The sequence below is a fragment of the Mesorhizobium sp. CA15 genome (assembly GCF_020165215.1).
Lineage (GTDB): Bacteria > Pseudomonadota > Alphaproteobacteria > Rhizobiales > Rhizobiaceae > Mesorhizobium.
In genome coordinates this window covers 34,956-59,845 of sequence record NZ_JAIUHQ010000017.1, presented here as the reverse complement: position 1 = coordinate 59,845, position 24,890 = coordinate 34,956, and the positions used below count along the sequence as shown (strand labels likewise).

Sequence of the window (24,890 nt, the reverse complement as noted above, 5' to 3'; positions counted from 1 at the left end):
GCGGGTCTATATAGCAATTCGCCAGGAAGGCAAGTCCCGGCCTGCGTCGTCGATGCCGCGGACCTGCGAACCGGCCGTTTCGTTTACACGACAGATCGATGCTTTTGCTGGCATCGGAGCGCTGCCCGGCCGACACGGAATTCAGATCCTGCGGAGTGCTTCAGCGGGGAGAAGGCGCGTGGCGCGCCAAGCCGGGTAGAGCGCGCCGAGCGGCCCGGCGATGAAGACGAAGATCAGCGCCTGCGCGATCGACCAGCCCGACAGATAAGGCACGATCAGACCCGCCGCGACCCTTGTCTTCGCCGCCGCTTCCATGGTCAGGGCGCCGAGAACGATGCCGATAACGCCGCCGGCTGCGCTCATGAAGACGCCTTCGATGAGGATGAGCCGAAGAATCCGCCGCGGCGCCCAGCCAAGCGCCGCCAGAACACCAATCTCGAACGTCCGTTCGTTCACGGCCATCAGCAGCGTGTTGGCGACCGCAACCGAGGCCATCGCCATGACGACCAGCGAAATCGTGCGGGCGATCGCCCGAAGCAGATCGAAGATGCGAATGCTGTTGGCGAACTGCTCGGTGTCGACGACCACGAATCCCGGCGCGGCTGCAACGAGCCGGGTTCGGGCAGCGGCGATGCCGTCGGCGTCGAGCGGGCGCTTCAGTCTTACCTCGAACAAGGTAAAGGCGTCCTCCCGCGACAGGAGCTGCTGCAGCCCCTCGAGCGGAACGATGGCGCTGTTCTGGTTCAGCATGGACGAGAACGACGCGATGCCGACGATCCGATAGGGCTGGAACTGCAGCTCGACGGTATCGCCGACCCGCTTGTCCAATGCGCCGGCGATCGATTGGCCAAGGATCACCGGCCACTGGTCCCCCGGCACAGGGAGCCGCCCCGCCACGAGCGGCACGTCTTTCCAAAGGAAGCTGCCGCTTGGCCAGCCGGCCATGACGATATTGGCGTCCTCGTCGGCGGTGGTGATGTTGAGGAGAACGCCCGACACCGCCTCGACATTCGGCACCGCCGAAAGCGCCGGGCCGAGCGCTCTGGGCACGGTGCTGCTCACCAAATTGAAGGTGCTGCGCTGGCTAACCACCAGATCCGCGCCGTTCTCATCGATTCCCGACGCAAATGAGCGCTGGACGCCGGCGGTCAGGCCTGTAAGCGCCACGAAGCCGGCGACCGCCAAGCCGATGCCGAGCACCGTGAGCAAAGTGCGCAGCGGACGTGCGATGAGACCGCGCAAGGGCAGGGTCAGCTCCGTCATGGGCTAGCCGATCCCCGATGCCGGTGCGGGCGCTAAGATTGCCGCCGCCCGGCTGTCCGAGCGGATGCGGCCATCCGAGATCTCGACCCGGCGTCCGCACAATGCGGCCACGTCCTCGTCATGGGTCACCACGATCACTGCGGTCCCGAACTCGCGATGCGCATTGCCGATAATGTCCATGACGGATTGGCTTGTCTGCACGTCGAGGCTTCCTGTCGGCTCGTCGGCAAGAAGAAGCTTCGGACGGTTGGCCAGCGCCCGCGCAATGGCAAGGCGCTGGCGTTCGCCGCCGGAAAGCTCGGCCGGCCGCAGCGCAGCGCGATCGGCAAGACCGAAATGCGCCAGAAGTTCCAGCGCGCGAGCGCGACGCTGCTGCGCTCCGCCGAGGTTTCCCAGCAGGGCCACCTCGATGTTTTCGCGCGCCGACAAGGAGGGGAGCAGGCAGAAGTTCTGGAAGACGATGCCGATCCTGCTGGCCCGGACTGCTGCCCACGCAGCGCTTCCATTGACGGCCCGGCCTTCGAACCGAACTTCGCCGCGGGTCGGCCGGTCAAGCCCGCAGACCAGGTTCAGGATCGTCGATTTGCCGCTGCCGCTGCGTCCGACAATCGCGACGGTCTCGTCATTCCCGATCGCGAGCGACACGTCGTCGACAGCGACGATGCGGCCGCCGTCAAAATCGCGGCCGACATTGCTCAATTCGACGAGGGAGGACATGAGCGCCGGCGAGGAGTCATACCCGGCCTTTCCTGAGATCGACGACAAGCGCGGGGATCGAGCCGCCATTGCCGGCGAGGATCTGGCCGATGCGGTCCCGCTGCCGCACGGTCACCGACCCGCCGTCGACAAAGACATCGCCGATACAGAGTTGCCCGCGGCAGCGGCGGACACGCCAGTCCACGGACGTTGGGCCGCGGAGCTGCCGGCGGAATTCGCTGCGCACCAGTATGTCGCCGTTGGCCAGGGTCTTTGTGCCGAGCACGGTGAAAGTCTTGTCCTGCGTCCGTTCCAGCTTGTCGGCCAGCCCGTGTGCGATGGCATAAAGAAGCGCATCGACCACCGCGGCGCGGTCGTCCGCGCTCGCGCTGCGCCAGCGCGTCCCGAGCACGGCCTGGGCAATTCCCTTTCCGTCGAAGGCCGCTGAGATCGAGCGGAGCTGCGCCTCGGCGGGCCCGCCGTGCCCGAGCACGAGCGCCGCCTGGCGCACGGTCTCAACCAGCTTGATCGCATCGCCTTGCTCGTCGGCAACCGCCGAGATCGGCGGGGCGCAGATGCTGAGCAACAGAGGGACGAGCAACAGCCGGGCCAAACCTGCCCAGCTTGCGTATGACCATGGGCCCGCCGTCATGATGCCATGTCATCCAATGCGCGGTTGGCTGTCAATATTGACCGTCCCGGGAGGCAGCGCAGGCACATGCCCGAAATTGGAAGCGAGCGGTTCGAGGCGGGCTAGGCGCGCTTTCTGCCCTTCCGTCAGGTCGGGATGGCGGTTGCGCGGCTGTTTGCCGAACGTCGCGGCGACTTGCAGCATGCGCTCCTCGCAGCCTTGGGAGAATGGCAGGCCCAGTTCGCGGTAGATCCGCTTCATCTCGCCCGTCGGATCGGCAATGAGATCCTGTAGCCGCACCTCGGCGAGGTCGGCGGCTGGGATCCGGGTTCTATCAGCCAGATAGTGCATCTCCGTCGCAAGATATTCGCAGGCGATGATCTCTTCCTGCTCGTGCTCGGGCAGGGGCGGCTGCAGGGCGAACGCACGCTGCAACTCGCGCGTCAGAACAAGGTTGGACCGGAACACCGCTTCCGGCGGACGCGAGATGTGGACAAACTTGGCGCCAGGGAACAGCTCCAAAAGGTGGCGGACGCGCGCCGTGTGGCTCGGCGACTTGAGCAGAAGTCGCCGCCCTCCGGCAACGAGCGTGAGCTTCTGGACGAAAGCGAACTGATGTGAGCGCCAGCGGTTCAGCTCTTGCGCCGAAAGCGAGTCGAGATCCTGATACCGATTGAAGAAGGCTTGCCGGCGGGGAAGCACGGCTCGTCCCGCTAGGATCGACATTCCACCCAGATTGTTCAATGCGAAGTCGTCCTCCGCCGGCAGCCTGGCGCCAACCGGCACGACCGCGTCGAGGCGCGTCAACGGCAGCAAGGGCACGAAAAGATAGCGTAGCAGGGCCCAGCCAAGGACGAATGTCTGAGGCGCCAGGACCTGCGGCCAGCCCGGCGATCTCAGGTCCGGGTCCGCCGACAGCAGGTTCTGCAAAAAAGTCGTCCCGGAGCGGAAGTAGCCAAGAACGAACACAGGCGCGTTATCCGGTTCCATCCGGGGAGGTCGCAGCCGCAGCCATGCCCCAAGGATCACGCGCTCCGGCAGGGAGGCGATCGTGTTGATGCCCGAAATCAGGAACAGGAGCATCAGGCGCGGCCAATAAACGGGAGGCAGCCGGCCTTCCGCACGCCATAGGACGCGCAACACGGCGTCAAGAGGTGCCACACACATGAAGTGCGGATACGGCAGGTAGGGCACCAGCCAACGGGCTGCGAAAGCACGGACGCGGTGCCGCATGGCATTCGACTTCATCAGGCAGTCCGGAACATCATGGTCTCGGTGGTCAATCCCGGCCCGAACGCCATGCCGCAGCCGAGCAAGCCCGACGGCTCCTTCAGCATTTCGGCCATCGCGAACATTACGGTGGCCGACGACATGTTGCCGTATTGCCGGAGCACTTCGCGCGATGCGGCGAGCGCGGCCGGCTTCAGTTCGAGCGCCCGCTCGACCGCGTCGAGCACCGAGCGGCCGCCGGGATGCACCGCCCACAAATCGACCTCCTTGGCGGGCCTGCCGCCGAGGATGGCCGGATGCTCGTTGCGCAGCGTCTCACGGACGGCACCGGGAACCTGCCCGGACAGCACCATGTCAAAGCCGTCGTCGCGGATATTCCAGCTCATCAGCTCCTTGCGCTCCGCCGCCACGATCGCGTGGAAGCTTTCGAGCAGGATGCCGTGCGGCTCGGCTGTCACCAGCGAGGCCGCGCACCCGTCGCCCCATAGACAGAACGAGATCAGCTTCTCGAGCTCCGTGGCTTCCTTGAAATGCAGCGTGCACAATTCGATGTTGACGATCAGCACGCGGGCCTTCGGATCCGATCGCACGATGTGGCGCGACAGCTTCAAGGCGTTGATGGCGGCATAGCATCCCATGAAGCCGATGATGGTGCGCTCGACCGACGTCGACAGGCCGCATCGCTGCACCAGCTCGAGGTCGATGCCGGGCGCCGAAAAGCCGGTGCAGCTCGTCACGATCAAATGCGTGATCAGCGAGCGGTCGTCGTTGGCCAGAAGTCTGTCGACGGCCCTTTGCGCGAGCTCCGGTGCGGCGGCTTCGTACATCCGCATACGCATTGCGGTGCTGGCGAACGAGCCTCTGACCGAGGTGCCGTCGCGGTCGATTGCCCCGCCGCGCGGATCGTCGGCAGGCGCAAAGCAGGAATAGCGATGTTCGATCCCGGCCAGAGCGACCATTCGCTCGAAGAGCGCAAGGCGCTGCGCGTCGTTTTCAAGCAGCGAGGCTCCATAGCCGAGGAAGAACCGATGCACGTCATGTTCGGGGACACACGTGGCAATGCCGTTCATATACGCTTGAGGGGACAAAATAGCTCCGAGCATGAGCGCAATCGGGCTCATAAGGTCTGCGAATTAGAGAAGCATTCCTAAGGTAAACGCCTGCATAGAGCATTTTATTGCGCGGTGCCGATATTTCTCATTAGCAAACTGTGATATCAGCCTCCGATCTCGCATGAAGGGGACCGACTTCGCTATCCGGGTTGGGTTCAAATGCGGGTTCCGCGGCCCAGCAGCGCGCGGCCATGAAGATACGAGCGAATTCTATTTGCCGGATTGCCGGCTGAAACCTAGATTTCCGATCCATCGCATGACCGACATAGACATCCGGCATCTGGAGCCAGAACTCCTCGACGGCCTCCCGGCTGACGATCCCCGTGCGATTGCATCCCGTCGCGATCTCGTTCGCATCAATGCATTGATGTTCCAGGCCAGGATCATGGCATCGCTGATGCGGCAAAACGTGCAAAAGCCGCCGCTGCGCATCCTCGAAATAGGCGCCGGCGACGGAAAGTTCATGCTGGCGGTGGCGCGGCTGATGGCGCGCCATTGGCCCGACGTCGAGATCGTCATGGTCGACAGGATCGGCTTGATAGGCGAGGACTTGCGCAGCTCTTTCGCTGAATTGGGCTGGCGGGCGCAGCCCGTGACTGCGGATCTGTTCGATTGGACCCAGGACAGGCCCTTCGACCTTGTTTGCGCCAACCTTATCCTCCACCACTTCGACGACATGCGCCTGCAGGAGCTGTTTTCTCGGATGATGACGATGGCCCCGATGCTCGTCGCCACGGAGCCGTTGAGAGCCAAGGTGCCGCTTGTGGCGACAGGGTTTCTGCGATTGATCGGCGCTTGTGCGGTAACGCTGAATGATGCAGCGCAAAGTGTGCGCGCCGGTTTTCGCGGCACGGAACTTTCACAATCGTGGCAACTGTCAGGTGGAACGCCCGTGATGGAGGGCCGCAGAGGCCTGTTTACGCAAGGTTTTGTCGGCGCCAGCATGCCCGACACGAAATGATGCACGACGCAATTGTCATCGGTGCCGGTCCTGCCGGAAGTTCCACCGCCATTGCACTCGCCCAACATGGTTGGTCGGTGGCAATGGTGGAGAAGGTGGTATTTCCTCGCCGCAAGGTCTGCGGCGAATTCATGTCGGGCACCAGCCTTGCCTTGCTCGATCAGCTGGGCGTCGGCGAGAGCTGGCGCGCGGAAGCCGGCCCCGAGATAAGGCGCGTCGGGTTCTTTTCGGGCGATGTCTCGGCGCAGGCGCGAATGCCGAGCGCCAAGACGAGTCTCGGCCGCGCGCTCGGCCGCGATCGTCTGGACACCATCCTGCTGCAGGCTGCCGAACGTGCGGGTGTCGAGATTCTCCAGCCTTGCAAGGCAGTCGCCATCTGCCGGCGCGATGACTTGCAATTTCTGACTGTGGAATCCGACCAGCAACAGAAGCTGCTCAGCACACCCGTCATCATTGCCGCGCACGGATCCTGGGAAACCGGGAAACTTCCGAGCCAACTTGAAAGAACCAGCCAACCCTCCGACCTTTTCGGCTTCAAGGCGCATTTTACCGGCGCCGCGCTGGCGCCCGATCTGATGCCGCTGCTGGTATTCCCAGGCGGATATGGCGGGATGGTAACTGCGGACAATGGTCGGGTTTCAATCTCCTGCTGTATCCGCCGCGATGTTCTATCCGGGCTGCGCCGGCGCTTAGGGAATATTGCGGCGGCGGATGCGGTGTCGCGCCACGTCCTGGCCTCGTGCCGAGGCGTGCGAACTGCGCTGGCAGGTGCCGAATTGGATGGCCCATGGCTGGCTGCGGGACCGATTCATCCGGGCATCCGGGCCGGTTACGATCAGGGCATCTTCCGTGTCGGCAACATCGCGGGCGAGTCGCATCCTGTCATCGCCGAAGGGATTTCGATGGCGCTGCAATCGGGCTGGCTGCTTGCGCGAGAACTGATCGTATCGGGCAAACGTCGCGAGGACCGCGACGCCGCCGGGCATCGCTACGAACGCGAATGGCGTCGGCAATTCTCGACCCGTCTGCGTGCCGCGGCCTTGATTGCCAAAATAGCGCTTGGGCCAGGTGGCGCGTCGGCCATGCGCGCCGTGATCAAGAATTTTCCGGCCGCTTTGACGCTTGGCGCTCGGCTGAGTGGAAAGGTCCAGCCGGTTCCAGGCTTTTGACGTCTAGCGCGTTCACCGTTTCACGGAAACGGCGAAACGCCCTATCTCCTTGTTTTTTACGCAATTTCGGACGGAAAACCGCTCACACTTTTCCTGGAATTGCTCTAAATCGCAGCGACAAAACCTTTCCAAGGCCCGGCATCGAAACATCGTTTCGCGCCGGGATAGCCGCGATCGGCTGTGACCGCCGGTCAGCTCAGCTTGTATGCGCGACCAGCCTGTTCACCGTCTCGGGAAAGAAATCGGGCGCCGAGAGCCGCTTGCCGAACATCATGTCGTATTGGATGAGTCGGAAATCGTTGATCTTCGGATCGATCTGCTTCTGCCTCGCCCAATCCGGCGTTGCTTCGCCCACGGGCGACAGGAGCAGGTTGCGGTCGACCACCCGGTAGTGTTCGCGCAGCGCGCCGAGGAAGCCGGTGTAATAGGGGTGGCTGATGCCTGCCGTGGTCAGGATATGATAGGGCAGGAAGGCCGGGCTCACCGAGCCGATGTTCTCGACCGGACCGGAGCGGTTCGACCAGATAACCAAAGGCGTATCGTGGTGTTCGAGCGCGGCGACCGCCGGCTCCTTGCGCGGCGCGACATTGTCCTTGAGGAAGCCGGTCTCGACATAGACGGGTCCGAGCGGCGGCAGATGGTCGCCGAAGAAGGCGATGATGGTCGGCCGCTGGCGGGCCTTCGCCCAGTCGATCAGGCGCTGCAGGCCGCGGTCGGCGTCGGCCGACCCCTCGGCATAGGAAAGCAGCGATTCCCGCGCCCAGGAACTGATCGGCGCGTCGATCGAATGCGTCGGGTTGTAGTAGCGGTAGGGCTCGTAAGGACCGTGGTTCTGCAGGCTGACGGCGAACAGGAACACCGGATCGTCGCTGGTGTCGGCCTCGCGGATGATCTCGTCGGTCATCGCCGCGTCGGAAGCCAGCGGCCCGCGCTTTTCCATCGGCGGCAGCGTCTCTTCGGAGCGGAAGTCGTTGAAGCCGAAATCGGCATAGACGGCGCCGCGGTTCCAGAACCAGTTGGTGCCGGGATGGATGGCGCGCGCCCGGTAACCCTGGCTCTTCAGGAAGGTCGCCAGCGACGGGGTCGGGGTGCGCACATATTGCTGATAGGGGATCGAGCCGGCCGGCAGGAAGGCGTTGGAAAAGCCGGTCAGCGCCTCGAACTCAATATTGGCGGTCATGCCGCCGAACTCGGGCGAGAACATCGAGCCGGAGCGCAACGCCCTGACCGTCGGGATCGGGTCGGGCTTGATGGTGACGCCGGGCAGGTGCGTCGGATCCCAGAAGGATTCGCTCATCACCACCACGATATCCGGCTTCTCGTCCGGCATGGAAGCGGCGACGTCGGGGCGCTGGATCGCGGCCATCGTCTTCTCGGAATAGCCGGGCGGCGCCGCGACATGCGCCATCGGCACGTTCATCGCGAAGGCCAGCGCAAAGCCGTTGGAGGCGTAGTTCTCCTTCTGGTCCCACATAATCGGGATGATCTGCAGCCGGTCGCGCGTCCACGAGAAGGTGGCGTAGTCCATGATCGAGACGAAGAAGGCGAGCAGCGGCACGGCAAGCGCCAGCCGCGCCAGGCGGCCCTTGCGGCTGAGGATGGGTACTCGCCGGCGCCAGGTCCGCCAGCCGTAGACGAGCAGCGTCAGACCGCCGACGATGCCGACCGCCAGCATGACGGCCGTCCACGGGCGCTCGCGCACCAGGAGCGGCATCAGCGCCATGATCTGGCGGGCGAACAGGAAATCCGTGGGATAGAGCGGGTCGCCGAGGTAACGCGATTTCTGGTGGCCGACAAAGGCCAGCGCCAGCGTCAGCGGCGCCACGATCATCAGGCTCTGGTGGCTTCGGCCGAGTATGGCGTCCAGCCCGAGCAGCACCAGGGCGAAGACGATGATGGTGGTCCAGCCGGGCTTGAAGGGCTGCATAAAGAAATCGACTGTGCCGAAGAAATCGCCGCGTACGATCAGCTCGATCGCGAAGACGAGCAGGGCTGAGGCAAGAAGCGTCGACAGGCCGTAGCGTACGGTCGGCCAGGCTCGTCCCGGCAGATAGCCGGTGGACGGATCGTCTTCCAAAAATTGCGGCGCGGGTTTGGCCGCGCCTTTCCTGATCCTTGCCACTTTACTTCCCCGGCCCTTGTCACGCGTCTTCCACCCGCGTCACGCCACTGTCATCGAAATGTCACGCAAAGCTAGCGCCTGTGGCGGAAATAAGAAGAGCCAGCAAACTAAACGTGAGCGGTTTTCATCAGGTGTGATCAAGTAAAAGGCCTTTTGGAACAGGCAGTCAGCAGGATTTCCGACCGAAATGCAGGCCGAAGAGACGCCTGCGGGCTTGACTTGGCTGTCCGCCTTGCGCCAGAGGCAGACAAAACCAGCCTCTGGAGAGACCTCAAAATGGCCGTCGCATTCACCTTTCCGGGACAGGGCAGCCAAGCCGTCGGCATGGGCAAGGACCTCGCCGATGCATTCCCCGAAGCGCGTCGCGTCTTCGAGGAAGTGGACGCAGCGCTCGGCGAAAAACTGTCGAAACGCATCTGGGAAGGGCCGGAAGAGACGCTGACGCTGACCGCCAATGCCCAGCCGGCGCTGATGGCGGTGTCGCTGGCGGCGATGCGCGCGCTCGAAGCGCGCGGCTTCTCGCTGAAGGACAAGGTGGCTTATGTCGCCGGCCATTCGCTTGGTGAATATTCCGCGCTTGCTGCGGCCGGCTTCGTTTCGGTCGGCGACGCGGCGCGGCTGCTTCGGACCCGCGGCAACGCCATGCAGGCGGCGGTGCCGGCCGGCGAGGGCGCCATGGCCGCGATCATCGGGCTGGAACAGGCCGACGTCGAGGCCGCTTGCGCCGAGGCAGCTCGCGAGGTCGGCAACGGCTCCGTCTGCCAGGTCGCCAACGACAATGGCGGCGGCCAGCTGGTGATCTCCGGCGCCAGGCCGGCGGTCGAGCTGGCGGCGAAGCTGTGCACCGAAAAAGGCGCCAAGCGGGCGCTGATGCTGCAGGTTTCCGCCCCCTTTCATTCGGCGCTGATGACGCCTGCCGCCGACATAATGCGCGAGGCGCTGGCCGGTGTCGCGAAATCCGCGCCGGTGGTTCCGATCGTCTCGAACGTCACCGTAACCCCGACCAGCGACCCCGATGAGATCGTCCGCCGCCTGGTCGAGCAGGTGGTCGCCCGCGTACGTTGGCGAGAGACGGTGGAATGGTTTGGCGCCAACGGCGTCGCGAGCCTCTATGAAGTCGGCGCAGGCAAGGTGCTGTCGGGCCTGGCGCGCCGCATCAACCGCGACATCGCCACCGGCGCCGTGGGCACGGCGGCGGAAGTCGAGGCCGCGCTGGCGGCTTTGGGGTGAGGCCCCGTTTTCGTCATTCTAGGGCGGAGCAAGGAGCGAAGCGACGCAGCGCAGACCCTAGAATCCATGCCGTGACTTGGAAGTGCCGCCGCGGTGCAGAATTCTGCTCCGTTGCATCCTTCGGCCAATGTCACGGCATGGATCCTCGGGTCTACGCGTCCGCTTCGCTCCCGCTCCGCCCGTGGATGACGACGGGAAGGAGGCCTTCGCCAATGTCCGACGCTTGTCTAGCGTGACTTGGACGATATGACGTATACGGAACGCGACTGCTTGCAGCCGTCTGGAAAAATGAGGTTGAAGATATGTTCGAACTGACCGGCCGGAAGGCGCTCGTCACCGGCGCATCGGGAGGCATCGGCGAGGCGATCGCCAGGGTGCTGCACAGCCAGGGCGCGATCGTCGGCCTGCACGGAACCCGTGTGGAGAAGCTGGAAGCCTTGGCGGGCGAATTGGGCGACCGCGTAAAACTGTTTCCGGCGGACCTGACGAACCGCGACGCGGTCAAGGCGCTCGGCCAGAAAGCGGAGGCCGATCTCGAAGGCGTCGACATCCTGGTCAACAATGCCGGCATCACCAAGGACGGCCTGTTCGTGCGCATGTCGGACGCCGACTGGGATTCGGTGATCGAGGTCAACCTCACTGCCGTGTTCCGGCTGACCCGCGAGCTGACGCATCCGATGATGCGCCGCCGCCATGGCCGCATCATCAACATCACCTCGGTGGTCGGCGTCACCGGCAATCCCGGCCAGACCAATTACTGCGCCTCCAAGGCAGGCATGATCGGCTTTTCCAAGTCGCTGGCGCAGGAGATCGCCACCCGCAACATCACCGTCAACTGCGTCGCCCCGGGCTTCATCGAATCGGCCATGACCGACAAGCTCAACGACAAGCAGAAAGAGACGATCATGGCCGCGATCCCGACCCGGCGCATGGGCACCAGCGTTGAAGTGGCGTCCGCCGTCGCTTATCTCGCCTCCAACGAGGCGGCCTATGTCACCGGCCAGACCATTCACGTCAACGGCGGCATGGCAATGATCTGAGGCAGGGCGGGCGCCTGTGAAAACAGCCATTTCGGCTTGGACGCCCGTCATTTTTCGTGTAATGCGGCCCGCAACCCGGCGGTTCGGGCAAAAACCGGTCCTGTGGCGTTGCGTTGCCCGCAAGACCATCTTTCAGCTTGATTAGCGGCATTCCGCCCGCTAACGAAGATAGACAACCTAAGACGAGGATTGCCCCAAATGAGTGACACCGCAGAGCGCGTCAAGAAGATCGTCATCGAGCATCTCGGCGTCGATGCCGACAAGGTGACGGAGCAGGCGAGCTTCATCGACGATCTGGGCGCGGACAGCCTCGACACGGTTGAACTCGTCATGGCGTTCGAAGAAGAGTTCGGCGTCGAGATTCCGGACGATGCGGCCGAGACCATCCTCACCGTCGGCGACGCCGTCAAGTATATCGACAAGGCCTCGGCCTGAGTTCTTTCGCAGGCATAACCGGGGAGGACCTGCGATGAGGCGTGTCGTCGTCACGGGCCTTGGCCTGCTTTCGCCGTTCGGCATGGGCGTCGAGCATAGCTGGCGGGAATTGCTCTCCGGCCGCAGCGCCTGCCGGCGTGTCACCGAATTCGAGGTGGACGATCTTGCCTGCAAGATCGCCCACATCATTCCGCGCGGCGACGGCTCGAACGGCACCTTCAATCCGGAGGCTGTGCTCGAGCCGAAGGAACTGCGCAAGATCGGCGAATTCATTCTCTATGGCATCGCCGCCGCCGACGAGGCGCTGGCCGATTCCGGCTGGAAGCCTGAGACACATGAGGACCAGTGCGCCACCGGCGTTCTGATCGGCTCCGGCATCGGCGGCATCGACGGCATCGCCGAGAACGCGATGATCCTGAAGGAACGCGGCCCGCGCCGCATCAGCCCCTTCTTCATCCCCGGACAGATCATCAATCTGGTCTCGGGCCAGGTTTCCATCCGCCACGGCCTGAAGGGCCCGAACCATGCGGTGGTCACTGCCTGCTCGACCGGCGCGCACGCCATTGGCGACGCCGCCCGGCTGATCATGTGGGGCGATGCCGATGTGATGCTGGCCGGCGGCGCCGAGGCGCCGGTGACCCGGCTGTCGATTGCCGGCTTCGCGGCCTGCCGGGCGCTGTCCACCGAGCGCAATGACAGCCCCGAAACAGCGTCGCGTCCTTATGATCGCGACCGCGACGGCTTCGTCATGGGCGAGGGCGCGGGCGTCGTCGTCCTGGAAGAGCTGGAGCACGCCAAGGCCCGCGGTGCCAAGATTTATGCCGAGGTCACCGGCTATGGCCTGACCGGCGATGCCCACCATATCACCGCGCCGGCCGAAGATGGCGATGGCGCCTTCCGCTGCATGATGGCGGCGCTGAACCGGGCAAAACTCTCGCCGGCCGACGTCGACTACATCAACGCGCACGGCACCTCGACCATGGCCGATACGATCGAGCTCGGCGCCGTCGAGCGGCTGGTCGGCAATGCCGCCTCGAAGATCTCGATGTCGTCGACCAAGTCGTCGATCGGCCATCTGCTGGGCGCCGCGGGTGCCGCGGAAGCGATTTTCTCGATCCTCGCCATCCGCGACAACGTCGCGCCGGCAACCATCAATCTCGACAATCCGGAACGCGAGACGGCGATCGATCTCGTGCCGAACAAGCCGCGCCAGCGTCAGATCGATGTCGCGCTGTCGAATTCCTTCGGCTTCGGCGGCACCAACGCCTCGCTCGTGTTCCAGCGCTACAATGGCTGAAAGGTCAACGGGCGCAATCCCGGAAAGAGTGCTCAGCGCTTTCCGCCCCGGGATTGCTCAGAAAAAGACAACCAGCCGGCAGTCCCGCCACCTGCCGTCATTTTTGCCAAATTCTCCCCTAGTTTGTAGCTAGGGGATTCGTTGCAAGATCAGACGGTAGGGCGCCATGAGCACAAATCCTGGGAGCACAAATCCGGGCGGCGACGGGGATTTCGCACGGCAGGGCACAAAGGTGCCGATCATGCCGAAGACTGCGGCCGAGGCGTTGCGCCCGGAAGCCGGCACGCCGCCGCCGTCGAAGCGCTCGCGCGCTTCGCGCAGCCAGTTCGTCGTGTTCCTGAACTTCTTCCTCTCCATGGTTATCCTTGCGGTCATCGCCTCGGGTGCCGCGCTCTATTTCGGCATGCAGGCTTTCGTCGAGCCCGGCCCATCCACCAATGGCGACACCTTCATGATCAAGCCGAACACCGGCGTGCAGGAGATCGCGGACCAGCTGGAACGCCGCAGCCTGATCAGCGATGCCCGCATCTTCCGGCTCGGCGTGCGCGCCACGGGCAATGAATCGGCGCTTAAGGCCGGCGAATATGCCATCAAGCCGCGCGCCTCGATGCGCGACATCATGGAGCTCTTCAAGAGCGGCAAGTCGGTGATGTACTCGCTTACCATTCCTGAAGGGCTGACGGTCGAGCAGGCGCTGCAGCGCGTCGCCGATCAGGAGGCGCTCACCGGCGACATGCCGCCGACCTTGCCGCCGGAAGGTACCATCGCCACCGACACGCTGCGCTTCACCCGCGGCGCCACCAGGCAGCAAATGGTCGACAAGCTGGTTGCCGACCAGAAGAAGCTGGTCGAGGATGTCTGGTCGCATCGCGCGGCCGACCTGCCGATCGCCAACATCGACGACTTCGTCACGCTCGCCTCGATCGTCGAGAAGGAAACGGGCAGGAGCGACGAGCGCTCCCGCGTCGCCGCGGTGTTCCTCAACCGCCTGGCCAAGGGCATGCGGCTGCAGTCCGACCCGACCATCATCTACGGCCTGTTCGGCGGCAAAGGAAAGCCGGCGGATCGGCCGATCTACCAGTCCGACCTCGACAAGCAGACGCCCTACAACACCTACATGATCAAGGGCCTGCCGCCGACGCCGATCGCCAATCCGGGCCGAGCGGCGCTTGAAGCGGTCGCCAATCCGTCCAAGACCGACGACCTCTATTTCGTCGCTGACGGCAATGGCGGCCATGTCTTTGCAGCGACGCTGGAAGAGCACAACCAGAACGTCGCCCGTTACCGGGCGCTGCAGAAGAAGCAGGCTGATGCCGCCGCCAAGGCCTCGGGCCAGACGACGGCGCCGGCAGCCCCCGATGACAAGGCCGACAGCAGCGACGCCGGGGCCAATGGCGAGAATGGCGACGCCGGCGGCGACGACGCGCAATAGGCGCAATGCATTCGCCCAAAAGTGCGCCAGCGGTTTTGGGAAACGACATGCACCACGCAGAAGATCGCGTCCTTTGACGCGAGGCCATATTCATGTTTTGAGGGGACGCCGGCCGATCATCCGGCGATTTTTGGGCGCGCAGCGCTGGGCAACGCATGCCTTGGCTGCGACAGGGGGACGACAGGGCAATGAGCCTGCAAAGCATGACCGGTTTTGCGCGGTGCGCCGCTGAAAGCGAGGGCACCTCGATAGCCTGGGAGGTGAAATCGGTGAACGGCAAGAGCGCCGAGGTGAGGCTGAGATTGCCGCAGGGTTTCGACCGGCTGGAGACGGCCGTCCGGCAGACCGTTCAGAAGCGTTTCGCGCGCGGCAATTTCCAGGCGACGTTGACCGTCGGCCGCGCCGCCGCAAGGCAAATCCAGCCGGTGGTCAACGAGGCGTTCCTCAAGGACCTGGCAGGGCTGGCCAGGCGTTTGCAAGAGCAGTTCGGCACCGAGCCCGCCACGGCCGACGGCCTGCTCTCCCTGCGCGGTGTGCTCGACATTCCCGAAGCCGTGGAGACGGAGGAGGAGCGGGCCGCTCTCGACGCCGCGATTCTGTCTGCGCTCGAGATGGCGCTCGCCGGGCTGGAGCAGGCGCGCCGCAGCGAAGGCGCGGCGCTGGGCGCGCTTCTTGCCGGCCATGTCGATATCATCGAGGCGCTGACGCTGAAGGCCGAGGCCGACCCGTCGCGCGAGCCCGCGGCAATCCGCGAGCGTATCGCCGAGCAGGTGCGCCTCTTGACGGATGCTTCGGCCAATCTCGACGCCATCCGGCTGCATCAAGAAGCGGCCTTCCTCGCCAGCAAGGCCGACATCCGCGAAGAGATCGACAGGCTGAAGACGCATGTCGCTTCGGCGCGCGCGTTGCTCAAAAGCGGCGCCGCCGTTGGCCGCAAGCTCGATTTTCTGGCACAGGAATTCAATCGCGAATCGAATACCTTATGCTCCAAGTCGAACGCTGCCGCGGTTACCGCAATCGGGCTGGAGCTCAAGGCGGTGGTCGACCAGTTTCGCGAGCAGGTCCAGAATCTGGAGTGACGGGATGGTTGCCAAGGAGCCGACGGCCGCCAGGGATCTGGGGTCCCGCATCCGCCGCCGCGGATTGATGCTGGTGCTGTCGTCGCCGTCGGGCGCCGGCAAGTCGACCATCGCGCGCAATCTTCTCGAAAGCGATGGAAGTCTCGAGCTTTCGGTCTCCGTCACGACAAGGCCGCGCCGCGGCTCGGAGATCGAAGGCGTCCACTATCACTTCCGCACCATGCGCGAGTTCGAGCGGCTGCGCGATTCCGATGCGCTGCTCGAATGGGCCGAAGTGCACGGCAATTGCTATGCGACGCCGCGCGAGCCCGCTGAAATCGCGCTGGCCGAAGGCCGCGACATGCTGTTCGATATCGACTGGCAGGGCGCCCAGCAGCTCAAGGAGAAGATGCGCGCCGACATCGTCTCGATCTTCATCCTGCCGCCGTCGATGAAGGAATTGAAGGCGCGCCTGAAGCGCCGCGCCGAGGACCAGGAATCGGTCATCGAGACCAGGCTGAAGAACGCCCGCCTCGAGATCGAGCATTGGAAGGAATACGACTTCGTCATCGTCAACGACGATCTCGACCGCGCCTTCGCCGAGGTCCGTGCCATCGTCACGGCGGAGCGGCTGCGGCGCGATCGGCGGCCGGGGCTGTTCGACTTCATTTCGGGATTGCTGGACGAGAAGACGGGGTGACTCTTCCTTCTCGCCGCTTACGAGGGGAAGGTGGCCCGAAGGTCGGATGAGGGGCAGCGCCGGCCTGCGGCGGTACAAAAAGCAAAAGTGAACCAGACCTCTATTTGCGACCCGTTGCCCCCCGTTTCTCGGCAAAAAGCGCCTCAGCTTGATCGTGCGCGGCCGTTTTCGGGCAATTCGCCGCGTCACGAACTGATCCCGTCGATCAGAATGAGGTTGCGGCTAAGCGCAGCGTCGCGAACCTCAAGTGCGGCCGCGTAATCGCCGGAGTGATACCAGCGCTGCGCGGTCTCGATGTCGGGAAACTCGACGACGATGAGCGGCCCGGGTTTCCAACTCCCCTCCAGTGTCTCCACCTCGCCGCCACGAACGAGATAGCGTCCGCCATGCGCGGCGATGGAGGCGGCGGCGCGAGTTCGATAGGTTTCGAACGCCTCCCTGTCGCGGATAGTGACATCGGAAATGACATAGGCAGGCATTGCAGGCTCCGGCTGGTTTCGCCTGACTATCTATGGCGCCGGGTTCTGGATTCCAGTGACGCTGGCGGTCAAACCGCGTTGGTCAGCCTTACAAACTCTTCCACGCTGAGTGTCTCGGCCCGCCGCGTCGGGTCAATCCCGGCCCGCGTCAGCAACGCCTCGCCGCCAAGGCTCTTCACGCTTTGCCTGAGCATCTTGCGGCGCTGGCCGAAGGCGGCCTCGGTGACGCGGCCCAGCTTTCTGGCGTCCACGGGCAGGGGAGATAAGCGCGGCACCAGATGCACCACCGATGAGGTGACCTTCGGCGGCGGCGTGAATGCCTGCGGCGGCACGTCGAAGGCGATCTTCGCCTCGGTGCGCCAGCCGGCCAGGATGCCGAGCCGGCCATAGGCGTCGCTGTCCGGGACCGCTGTGATGCGCTCCGCCACCTCGCGCTGGAACATCAGCGTCATCGATTGGTAGAAGGGCGGCCAATCGGCCACCGTCAGCCAGCGGATCAGAAGCTCGGTGCCGATATTGTAGGGCAGGTTGGCAACGATCTTCACCGGCCCGCCGTTCGCCGCGCCGGCAAGCGCGGCAAAATCCGTCTTCAACGCATCGCCGGGAATGACCTCCAGGCGACCGGGATAGTGGCTGGAGACCTCGGCCAGCGCTTCGAGGCAGCGCTCGTCGCGCTCGATGGCGATCACGCGCCGCGCGCCGTTGAAGAGAAGCGCCCGCGTCAATCCGCCCGGGCCTGGGCCGACCTCGATCACCGTCGCCTCGCCGAGATCGCCGGCGGCGCGCGCGATCTTGCCTGTCAGGTTGAGGTCGAGCAGAAAATTCTGCCCGAGCGCCTTCTTGGCCTGCAGGCCATGCCGCTCGATCACCTCGCGCAACGGCGGCAACCCGTCGATTGTGGTGCGCCCGCTCAATGGATCCTCACGCGGCGGTGGCCTGCCGTCCGCTGTCGGCCAGCCGGCGCGCCAGCCTTAGCGCGGCGATCAGGCTGTCGGCGCGCGCAATACCCTTGCCGGCAATGCCGAAAGCGGTGCCGTGATCGGGCGAGGTTCGGATAAAGGGCAGGCCCAGCGTCACGTTCACCGCCTCGTCGAAGGCTAAAGTCTTGGCCGGGATCAGCGCCTGGTCGTGATACATGCAGAGCGCCGCGTCATAGGAAGCGCGCGCGCGCGGATGAAACATCGTGTCAGCCGGCAGCGGTCCGATCGCGTCGATCCCTTCCGCTTTGAGCATCTCGACGGCCGGGGTCACGATCGCAGCATCCTCCAGGCCCATGGCGCCGCCTTCGCCGGCATGCGGGTTGAGTCCGGCGATCGCAAGCTTCGGCCGCGCAATGCCGAAGCGGCTCTCGAGATCGGCGGCGGTGATGCGCGCGGTCGCGACGATCAGCTCCGTCGTGAGCAGCTTCGGCACTTCGGCCAAAGCGATGTGGATGGTCACCGGAACGGTGCGCAGATCCGGTCCCGCCAGCAACATCACCGGCGTCACATCCCTGCCGGTGTGGCGCGAAGCCAGGTGTGCCAGATATTCGGTGTGGCCGGGAAAGCCAAATCCGGCATCATAAAGCGGCTTTTTGGAGATCGGGCAGGTGACTATCGCCGCGGCGTGGCCGGCGAGACAGTCGGCGACGGCGCGGTCGATGGCCTCGATGGTGCCGGCGGCGTTGGCCGGGTTCGGCTGTCCCGGGCTGTCGAAATGACGCGCATCGAGCGGAACGACAGGCAGAGCCCGGGCAAAGTGGTGCGCCGCCTGTCCGGGCAAGGTCTCGGCGATCGTCACATTCGCGCCGACCAGGTGGGCACGGGCTTCGATCAAAGCGGGGTCGGCAAGCAGATAGAAGGGCGGCACACCGGCGCTGTCGCCAGCTTGCCAGGCGGCGATGGCGATCTCGGGCCCGATGCCCGAGGGATCGCCGACACTGAGCGCCAGCGGCGCGTGGGTCTTCTGCGTGCTCATGCGGTCGGCTGGCTGCGGCATCGCACGCTTGTCGCTCAGAGCATGATGCCGAAAAGTGTGCAGCGGTTTTCGGACGACATCATGCTCTATCTCTTTGATTTAGAGGCGGATTCAGATTTCAGGTCGACTCGACCTGAAATCATCCGGCTCTAGCGTTCGACGATCTTGGCCTTCTGGCGCAGCTCGGCGACATATTTCTTGCTGAGCTCGTCGGCGTCCTTGTCGTTGCTGCCTTCAGCCTGGAACACCATCTGCGCGGCCTTGTCGTCGGAAACCTCGCGCGAGGAGCAGATGCCGATGAACTCGACGCCGCGCTCGGTCTCGCGCGTCGGCGTCGCGGCGCCGACCTTGGTCGCCTTGATCTGCTCGGCCCAGTCGGACGGCAATTGCGGCGCCAGCACGCGGCCGAGGTCGCGCACGGTGACGTCGATCAGGCCCTTGGCGAATTCCCGCGTAGTGTTGCAGCCGCTGAAGCGGGCGCGCATGGCGTCGGCCTCGCGCTTGCGCTTGGCGAGCGTGCCGGCGCGCTCCGATGCCGGAACCACGAAGATCACCTGCTGCAGCATGTATTCCGTCGCGGTCGGCTTGGCGCCGCCCTTGTCCAGCATGCGCCGCACGGCGTCCTGCTCGGTCACCGAGCCGCCTTCGCCGGAGCGGTAGCGCGAGCTGAGCGCCTGGTTCCAGGCCATCTGGGCACGGATGAATTCCTTGAAATGTTCCTTGGTGACGCCCGACTGCGCCATGATCGCGTCGAGTTTCGCCAGTGGCATCTTGTTGCCCGAGGCAAAGCGCTGGTAGGCGGCGTCGACCTGCTGGTCGGTGATGTGGATGCCGAGCCGCTTGGCCTCGGCCAGGCGCAGCGTCTGGTCGATCATCTCCTGCGCGGCATCGCCCTTCTTGTGCTGCAGCTTGAAGAAGGCGGCGCGGTGCGCGATGTCGCCGGTGGTGATCGGCATGTTGTTGACGACATACTTGATCTCAGCGGCGAAAGCAGGCCGTACGACAGCCGTGACCGAAATGGAGGCCGCCACCAGAAGCGCGAATCCCGCTGAAAACAGGTATTTCCTCATCTTACCTTCCTAATTTTTCCCCATCTCGAGTTTCCCGCCATCGCGGCGCCGCGCGTCCTCCGAACGCCTGCCGGATGCAGTCGACCCCATGCCCATCTTATGCGGCGAAACGATGTCGCCGCCGCATGGCCCTGGGAAACGCGCCCATTTTCGAAGGAACACGCTCCAAATCAAGACCAAAGCCCATCAGCGCCCCAGCCGGCGCACGGCTCGGAGACCGCGCGCCCGCCGCTTGATCACTGGATGGTATCGACCGCGCTTGTTGACGAACCGAAATCGCCGAGCGTGCGGAACGACAGGTTGAAACCGATGTTCTGCGACACTTCCTTGGTGACGGTGTCGCGCGTCTGCGAATACGTCATGATGTAAGTGAAGCAGCTATCGTTGTAGGCGAAGCCGACGCCGTCCTTGACCAGCACATTTGTCTCGATGTCGTAGGTGCCGGTGCCGAACAGCCGCCAGTTCTGCGCCAGATGGGTCGAAGCGCCGAGCGTGAGCTCGTGGCGGTCGGTGGTGAAGCCGTAGAGCGGTTGCGCCTCGATGAAGGCATATTTGGCGCTGAGCGATATCGGCAGGCTGGAATAGGCGGCCTTCACTTCGGCGCGCCTGACCTCGAATGTCTGCTCGTCGAAACGCCCGCTCAGCGAACCGGAGAAGCCGCTCGGGCTGTTGAAGCCGACAAGGCCGACATAATCCGAGGTCTGCTTGTCCAGGCCGGACTCGGCCCCGACATTGACGAGGTCGGGCGCGGCAAAGGAATTTTCGCCCGCAAGCTGGTAGGACTGGCCGAAAATTGCATTCGTGGCCCAGCCATTGTCATAGGCGCCTGAATACCGGAAGCCGACATTGGCGCGCGTGCCGCCTTCTATGCGGTCATAGCCCGAGAATTTGTCGCGTTCGAACAGCGTGGTGGCGTCGAAGACGAAGCTCTGCGCGTCTTCGTTCGGGACGGCCAGTCCGCCGACATATTGCTCGTTCGGGCGCACGAAGACCTGCGCCGTCGGCTCCAGCACATGGCTGGAGTTCGCCATCGAGAACAGGAGCGGCCAACGCGCCTCGAGGCCGAGAGTGGCCATGTAGCGGGCAAGCGAGGAACGCATGTCGTCGTCCTCGCCGAGATTCGTCCCCATCTGGTTGACGGCGGCGAGCGAAGCCGAATTGGCGTTGACGTAACCGGCATCGCCGCGGAAGGCGAGCAGCGGTGTCAATTGCAGGCCGCCATCCGTGGTGAAGGTGCGCTTCCACTCGGCTTCCGCCGTCAACCGGCTCGACTCGCCTTCGATGCCGCGCACATTGTTGATGGAAGTGCTGTCGATTGGATTGGCCAGCACAGCATCCAGCCGGTTGCGGCTGATCACGCGTGTATTGACGTTGAATGACAACTGGCCGCCGGCCACCGACGTGTCGGGAATATAGGCGTAGTCGAGCGACGGCAGCACCCAGGGCTGCTTGGCCGAGCGCGCCGTCAGGTCGCTGGAGAGCGTGTCTTCCTGCACCTCGAAGCGCATCGCGCGAACGTCGAAATGATTGCGGTCGCTCAAGCCCGTCAGATAGATCGACGACTGATGGACGAGGTCGTTGTAGCCTTCGATGTTGTAGGTGCGCGAGAAATTCTTGTCGGTCTGGAGCAGCACGTCCCAGCCGAAGTCCCAGCGCTCATTGATGGCGAATTGGCCCTTGGTGCCCATCATGCCGCGAAACTTGTTCGGATCGTTGGCAGGCCCCGAATTCACATTATGGCCGGCGGAATCGACAAATGCGCCGGGATCCTGCTGGTTGATGCCGGCAATCTTCAGCGTGTACTGGCCGTTGTTGAAGCGCTGGCGCCACTCGGCCTCGCCGAGGAAACCCTGCTTGGTATAGCCGCTGCCGGTGACGGTCAGGTCATAGGTCGGAGACAGAGCGAAATAATAAGGGACTTTGATGCCGACGCCGAGATGGTTGTTGTAGACGATACCGGGGATCAGGAAGCCGCTCTTGCGCTTCACCGTCGGGTCGGCGATCTCGAAGGCCGGCAGATAGGCGAGCGGGAAGCCGAAGAACTCGAAATTCGAGTTTTCGAAGCGGACCGTCTTCTTCTCGCCGTTCCAGATGATCTTTCGCGCCTTGATGCGCCAGGTCGGCGCTTTGTCCGGCTTGTCTTCGCAAGGCTCGCAGGCGGTGTAGACGCCGTTGTGGAAGGTGGTGAGCACGCCGCCCATGCGCTCCGCGCTCTCGGCGGCGAAATAGGCTTTGTCTATCGTCTCGACGCGCAGCGCGTTGACAAAGCCGTCGGCGAAGTCGTCGGTGATGTCGATATGGTCGGAATTGACCTTGGTGCCGTCGCTGTTGATCAACTCGACGGCGCCGCTGGCGACGAGGCGCTTGGTGTCGCGGTTATACACCACGCGCTGGGCGACCAGCTTGTTGCCGCCATAGTCGATCTGCACGCCGCCGACGGCCGTCACCGTGTGCTTGTCGTTGTCGTAGACAAGCGTGTCGGCGGCCAGCAGCATCTGCGTGCCGGAAGGGACGGACTTGGCAGTGATCTGCTGCGCCAGCGCGGATGCCGTCGGCACCGCGCAAGCGAACAGACACGCCAAGGCAGTCGCCCCATAGAGGCGTGCCAAACCGGCCTGCCTATGGCTGCGCAAAACCGCCTCCCTCACTAGCCGTCTTCCTTGTATAGCAGAAACGTCACCCCAAAGAACATAGCCACGACAACCGGAACCCATGCAGCCACTACAGTAGGCACGAATCCGGCTACACCGAATGCCTTGACCAGTACCGAAACGACATAAAGCAGAAAGCCGGCCACGACGCCACCCAGAATCATCGTTGCCGACTGTCCCATTCGTGCAAATCGCATTGAAACCGTTGCAGCAATCAGCGTCATGGCGACGAGAAGGAACGGCAAGGCAACCAGCGAATCAAACTGCATGGCGAAGGCATTCGCCTTGAGTCCGAAGGAACGGGCAACCTCGATCTTTCGCGGCAGCTCGTAGAAGGGGATGGTTTCCGGGCGCGCCAGGCGTTCCTGCACGAATTCCGGCTTGAGATTGGTCGGCACCCTGTCGGACGCCAGCGTCTGGATATTGCCTCCCTTGAAGACCTTTACGTCCTGCAATTCCCAATAGCCGTCGCGCAGGAGGGCTTTGGCCGCATCCTTGCGTTCGGCGATGTTGCCCTGCGGGTCGAGGATGAAAAACACCGCGTCCGCCATCTCCAGCCCCTGATTGAGGATGGCGCGGGCGCCGATGATGGTGTCGCCCGATTCGGTCTTCTGCCTGAGCCAGGGCGTGACGTTGGTCGTGACGGCATTCGATTTGCCGGCCCTGAGGTCGTTCTCCATCTGCTCGGACCAGGAAAAGCCATGCGCTGCGATCGGATTGATCACGGCGACCGACAGCACACCGAACATCAGCGCGCCGACGCAGCACGGAAACAGGAACTGCCAGGCCGAGACGCCGGCCGAGCGGGCGATCACCAGCTCGTAACGGCGGTTGAGCGACACCAGAGTTGCCATTGCCGAGAACAGTCCGACGAACGGCACCGTCTGCAGCATGATCATCGGCATCCTGAGCGCCGAAATGGCGAAGGCTGTGCCGTAGGTGAAGCCGGGCAGCCCGGTCGTGCGGCCGGAAAGCTCGGTAAAGTCGATCAGGAACACCAGGGCCAGCAGGCCGAGGAAGAACCAGAAGGTGATCGAGACGTAACGGAAAAAGAAATAGCGGCCCAGCGTCCAGCCCATGGTCAGGCTCCCTGGCCGGAAGTGCGCCGGACGAGCCAGAGCTTGAATGTTGTCCAGTTGTCGCCGGCACGCTTGGCGAGGCCCGTCAGCCAGTCTGCCCAACTGACCGGCAATTCCATGGTGCGCGACGATACGATGAACCAGATCGAAACCGCGGAGGCGATGAGCGGTATAGCGTAGAGCAGGTAGACATAGTACCAGACCCTGTCGGCCTTGCCTGCGGCGAAGAAGCCCAGCCACCGCACGAAAAGCGCTATCGCGATTGCCGTGATCAGCGGATTGATGCGCGCCTCCCGGTGCGAGCGCGCGTCGCCCGCAACGGCAAGCGCGATCAGCGCGAACACCAGCGAATAGGACCATTCGGCGAGACGCTGGTTGAGCTCCGCCCGGTAGCTGCCCGGTTCTCGCTGGAACATCTTGTCGTTGGGATCCGGGCTGAGCAGATATTGCGTCGTGCGGTCCTTGGGCAAAAGCGTGATGTCGTTCGCCGCCGACATGAACGCCGACATGTCGAAAGCATAGGAGGTGAAGCGGATGACGGAGAGGTCGCCTGTCACCGATTTGCGGTTGATGACGCCGTCATTCATCATCAGCACCTTCTCGTCGCCCTTTTCGACGATGCTGCCGGTCTTGGCGTAGTAGGTCAGGCTGGCGCCTTCCTCGCGTGAATCGGCCACGAAGATGCCGCCGAGCCGGTTGCCGGGAAGCCGCTCGCCAACCTGCAGGAACAGGCCTTCGTCGATCTTGCGGAACGTGCCTTCCTGGATGATCAGCGACAGAAGGTCGGCGCGCGATGCTGCCACCAGCTGGCGGTTCTTCTGCCTGGCATAGGGATCGATGGCGTTGTCGACGATGAAGGAAAACGCGCAAGCCGCTATCGCGAGCAGCAGGATCGGCCGCGCGATCGTCCAGCGTGAGGCGCCGGCGGCGCCGAGCACGGCCAGCTCCGAATCAGTGTTCATGGCGCTCAGCGTCTGCGCCACCGCCACCACCAGGGCGAACGGCACCACGATCGGGATGATCGAGGGGATGATGAGTGCCGCGACTTCGAAGAAAGTCAGCGCCGACTGGCCATTGTCGGTGACGAGGTCGATCTTGGCCAGCACCTGCGTGGTCCACACGATCGCCAACGTCCAGACCAGCGCCGCGAGGAACATCGTCAGCGCGCGGCGCATGATGTAGCGTTCAACGACCTTCATGAAGGCTTTTCTCGATTTTGCCGAACGGCATCATGCCCGCCGACAAGGTAGTGATCCGGCGGCGCCCGCACAACTGCGTC

The 24,890-nt window shown here is 64.0% G+C and carries 22 protein-coding genes; 9 read left to right on the top strand and 13 right to left on the bottom strand.

Annotated features, from left to right (window positions below; all coding sequences use genetic code 11):
- Nucleotides 1-141: 141 nt before the first annotated feature.
- Genes LB515_RS23195 through LB515_RS23175 form a run of 5 tightly spaced genes read right to left on the bottom strand, consistent with a single transcriptional unit; the run spans nt 142 to nt 4,854 of the window.
- A complete protein-coding gene (locus LB515_RS23195; RefSeq protein WP_224709080.1) occupies nt 142-1,263 on the bottom strand; it encodes an ABC transporter permease in 1,122 nt (373 codons plus the stop codon).
- Nucleotides 1,264-1,266: 3 nt separating this feature from the next.
- On the bottom strand, nt 1,267-2,028 hold the full coding sequence (locus LB515_RS23190) for an ABC transporter ATP-binding protein (protein ID WP_224709079.1): 762 nt from the start codon (nt 2,026-2,028) through the stop codon (nt 1,267-1,269).
- The gene (locus LB515_RS23185) at nt 1,997-2,560 is read right to left on the bottom strand and encodes an ABC transporter substrate-binding protein (RefSeq protein WP_224551531.1); all 564 of its coding nucleotides are present in this window, start codon (nt 2,558-2,560) and stop codon (nt 1,997-1,999) included. The genes LB515_RS23190 and LB515_RS23185 overlap by 32 nt, the downstream gene beginning before the upstream one ends.
- A gap of 60 nt (nt 2,561-2,620) precedes the next feature.
- A complete protein-coding gene (locus LB515_RS23180) occupies nt 2,621-3,838 on the bottom strand; it encodes a sulfotransferase family protein (protein WP_224709078.1) in 1,218 nt (405 codons plus the stop codon).
- The gene (locus LB515_RS23175; RefSeq protein WP_318012643.1) at nt 3,838-4,854 is read right to left on the bottom strand and encodes a type III polyketide synthase; all 1,017 of its coding nucleotides are present in this window, start codon (nt 4,852-4,854) and stop codon (nt 3,838-3,840) included. The genes LB515_RS23180 and LB515_RS23175 overlap by 1 nt, the downstream gene beginning before the upstream one ends.
- 334 nt (nt 4,855-5,188) lie before the next feature.
- Between LB515_RS23175 and LB515_RS23170 the strand changes: the two genes are divergently transcribed.
- The gene (locus LB515_RS23170; protein ID WP_224709076.1) at nt 5,189-5,893 is read left to right on the top strand and encodes a class I SAM-dependent methyltransferase; all 705 of its coding nucleotides are present in this window, start codon (nt 5,189-5,191) and stop codon (nt 5,891-5,893) included.
- Complete coding sequence (locus tag LB515_RS23165) at nt 5,890-7,062, top strand: NAD(P)/FAD-dependent oxidoreductase (protein ID WP_224709075.1); 1,173 nt, start codon at nt 5,890-5,892, stop codon at nt 7,060-7,062. Before LB515_RS23170 ends, LB515_RS23165 begins: the two co-directional genes overlap by 4 nt.
- A 196-nt stretch (nt 7,063-7,258) precedes the next feature.
- Here the strand turns inward: LB515_RS23165 and LB515_RS23160 are convergent, their stop codons facing one another.
- Nucleotides 7,259-9,184 carry an LTA synthase family protein gene (locus LB515_RS23160; protein ID WP_224633138.1) on the bottom strand — a complete coding sequence of 642 codons (1,926 nt, stop codon included), beginning with the start codon at nt 9,182-9,184 and terminating at the stop codon, nt 7,259-7,261.
- Nucleotides 9,185-9,460: 276 nt separating this feature from the next.
- Here LB515_RS23160 and fabD point away from each other — a divergent pair, with 276 nt between their 5' ends.
- From fabD to gmk, 7 genes are all read left to right on the top strand, one after another.
- On the top strand, nt 9,461-10,414 hold the full coding sequence (fabD, locus tag LB515_RS23155) for an ACP S-malonyltransferase (RefSeq protein WP_224709074.1): 954 nt from the start codon (nt 9,461-9,463) through the stop codon (nt 10,412-10,414).
- A 302-nt stretch (nt 10,415-10,716) separates the two neighbouring features.
- A complete protein-coding gene (gene fabG / locus LB515_RS23150) occupies nt 10,717-11,454 on the top strand; it encodes a 3-oxoacyl-[acyl-carrier-protein] reductase (protein WP_140783695.1) in 738 nt (245 codons plus the stop codon).
- Between the two features lie 198 nt (nt 11,455-11,652).
- Nucleotides 11,653-11,889, top strand: coding sequence for an acyl carrier protein (locus tag LB515_RS23145; protein WP_006203723.1), 237 nt, complete (start codon nt 11,653-11,655; stop codon nt 11,887-11,889).
- A gap of 34 nt (nt 11,890-11,923) precedes the next feature.
- Nucleotides 11,924-13,186: a beta-ketoacyl-ACP synthase II gene (gene fabF / locus LB515_RS23140; protein ID WP_095767010.1), complete on the top strand. Its 1,263-nt coding sequence runs from the start codon at nt 11,924-11,926 to the stop codon at nt 13,184-13,186.
- Nucleotides 13,187-13,427: 241 nt separating this feature from the next.
- Nucleotides 13,428-14,618 (top strand): endolytic transglycosylase MltG, encoded by a 1,191-nt coding sequence (gene mltG / locus LB515_RS23135; protein WP_224709073.1) that lies wholly within the window; start codon nt 13,428-13,430, stop codon nt 14,616-14,618.
- 188 nt (nt 14,619-14,806) lie between these two features.
- Nucleotides 14,807-15,697: a YicC/YloC family endoribonuclease gene (locus LB515_RS23130; protein WP_224605580.1), complete on the top strand. Its 891-nt coding sequence runs from the start codon at nt 14,807-14,809 to the stop codon at nt 15,695-15,697.
- A 4-nt stretch (nt 15,698-15,701) separates the two neighbouring features.
- Nucleotides 15,702-16,376 (top strand): guanylate kinase, encoded by a 675-nt coding sequence (gmk, locus tag LB515_RS23125; RefSeq protein ID WP_095767013.1) that lies wholly within the window; start codon nt 15,702-15,704, stop codon nt 16,374-16,376.
- Nucleotides 16,377-16,561: 185 nt separating this feature from the next.
- Here the strand turns inward: gmk and LB515_RS23120 are convergent, their stop codons facing one another.
- The 7 genes from LB515_RS23120 to lptF form a co-directional block, all read right to left on the bottom strand.
- Nucleotides 16,562-16,855: a DUF1330 domain-containing protein gene (locus tag LB515_RS23120; RefSeq protein ID WP_224709072.1), complete on the bottom strand. Its 294-nt coding sequence runs from the start codon at nt 16,853-16,855 to the stop codon at nt 16,562-16,564.
- Nucleotides 16,856-16,923: 68 nt separating this feature from the next.
- Complete coding sequence (rsmA, locus tag LB515_RS23115) at nt 16,924-17,769, bottom strand: 16S rRNA (adenine(1518)-N(6)/adenine(1519)-N(6))-dimethyltransferase RsmA (protein ID WP_224709071.1); 846 nt, start codon at nt 17,767-17,769, stop codon at nt 16,924-16,926.
- A gap of 7 nt (nt 17,770-17,776) precedes the next feature.
- The gene (gene pdxA, locus LB515_RS23110; protein ID WP_224709070.1) at nt 17,777-18,811 is read right to left on the bottom strand and encodes a 4-hydroxythreonine-4-phosphate dehydrogenase PdxA; all 1,035 of its coding nucleotides are present in this window, start codon (nt 18,809-18,811) and stop codon (nt 17,777-17,779) included.
- A 149-nt stretch (nt 18,812-18,960) separates the two neighbouring features.
- Nucleotides 18,961-19,881: a SurA N-terminal domain-containing protein gene (locus LB515_RS23105; RefSeq protein WP_095767016.1), complete on the bottom strand. Its 921-nt coding sequence runs from the start codon at nt 19,879-19,881 to the stop codon at nt 18,961-18,963.
- 236 nt (nt 19,882-20,117) lie between these two features.
- Complete coding sequence (locus tag LB515_RS23100) at nt 20,118-22,529, bottom strand: LPS-assembly protein LptD (protein WP_224709069.1); 2,412 nt, start codon at nt 22,527-22,529, stop codon at nt 20,118-20,120.
- The gene (lptG, locus tag LB515_RS23095) at nt 22,529-23,611 is read right to left on the bottom strand and encodes an LPS export ABC transporter permease LptG (protein ID WP_224633143.1); all 1,083 of its coding nucleotides are present in this window, start codon (nt 23,609-23,611) and stop codon (nt 22,529-22,531) included. Before lptG ends, LB515_RS23100 begins: the two co-directional genes overlap by 1 nt.
- 2 nt (nt 23,612-23,613) lie before the next feature.
- Entirely contained in the window at nt 23,614-24,810 is a 1,197-nt protein-coding gene (lptF, locus tag LB515_RS23090; RefSeq protein ID WP_095767018.1) for an LPS export ABC transporter permease LptF, read from the bottom strand.
- Between the last annotated feature and the right edge of the window lie 80 nt (nt 24,811-24,890).

Bases quoted from the DNA above. Each gene is read 5' to 3' on its own strand.
- LB515_RS23105 (WP_095767016.1), bottom strand. From the start codon at position 19,881: ATGAGGAAATACCTGTTTTCAGCGGGATTCGCGCTTCTGGTGGCGGCC.
- lptG (WP_224633143.1), bottom strand. From the start codon at position 23,611: ATGGGCTGGACGCTGGGCCGCTATTTCTTTTTCCGTTACGTCTCGATC.
- fabD (WP_224709074.1), top strand. From the start codon at position 9,461: ATGGCCGTCGCATTCACCTTTCCGGGACAGGGCAGCCAAGCCGTCGGC.
- fabF (WP_095767010.1), top strand. From the start codon at position 11,924: ATGAGGCGTGTCGTCGTCACGGGCCTTGGCCTGCTTTCGCCGTTCGGC.
- pdxA (WP_224709070.1), bottom strand. From the start codon at position 18,811: ATGAGCACGCAGAAGACCCACGCGCCGCTGGCGCTCAGTGTCGGCGAT.
- LB515_RS23170 (WP_224709076.1), top strand. From the start codon at position 5,189: ATGACCGACATAGACATCCGGCATCTGGAGCCAGAACTCCTCGACGGC.
- LB515_RS23195 (WP_224709080.1), bottom strand. From the start codon at position 1,263: ATGACGGAGCTGACCCTGCCCTTGCGCGGTCTCATCGCACGTCCGCTG.
- LB515_RS23120 (WP_224709072.1), bottom strand. From the start codon at position 16,855: ATGCCTGCCTATGTCATTTCCGATGTCACTATCCGCGACAGGGAGGCG.
- fabG (WP_140783695.1), top strand. From the start codon at position 10,717: ATGTTCGAACTGACCGGCCGGAAGGCGCTCGTCACCGGCGCATCGGGA.
- LB515_RS23180 (WP_224709078.1), bottom strand. From the start codon at position 3,838: ATGAAGTCGAATGCCATGCGGCACCGCGTCCGTGCTTTCGCAGCCCGT.
- LB515_RS23130 (WP_224605580.1), top strand. From the start codon at position 14,807: ATGAGCCTGCAAAGCATGACCGGTTTTGCGCGGTGCGCCGCTGAAAGC.
- lptF (WP_095767018.1), bottom strand. From the start codon at position 24,810: ATGAAGGTCGTTGAACGCTACATCATGCGCCGCGCGCTGACGATGTTC.
- mltG (WP_224709073.1), top strand. From the start codon at position 13,428: ATGCCGAAGACTGCGGCCGAGGCGTTGCGCCCGGAAGCCGGCACGCCG.
- LB515_RS23145 (WP_006203723.1), top strand. From the start codon at position 11,653: ATGAGTGACACCGCAGAGCGCGTCAAGAAGATCGTCATCGAGCATCTC.
- LB515_RS23165 (WP_224709075.1), top strand. From the start codon at position 5,890: ATGATGCACGACGCAATTGTCATCGGTGCCGGTCCTGCCGGAAGTTCC.
- gmk (WP_095767013.1), top strand. From the start codon at position 15,702: ATGGTTGCCAAGGAGCCGACGGCCGCCAGGGATCTGGGGTCCCGCATC.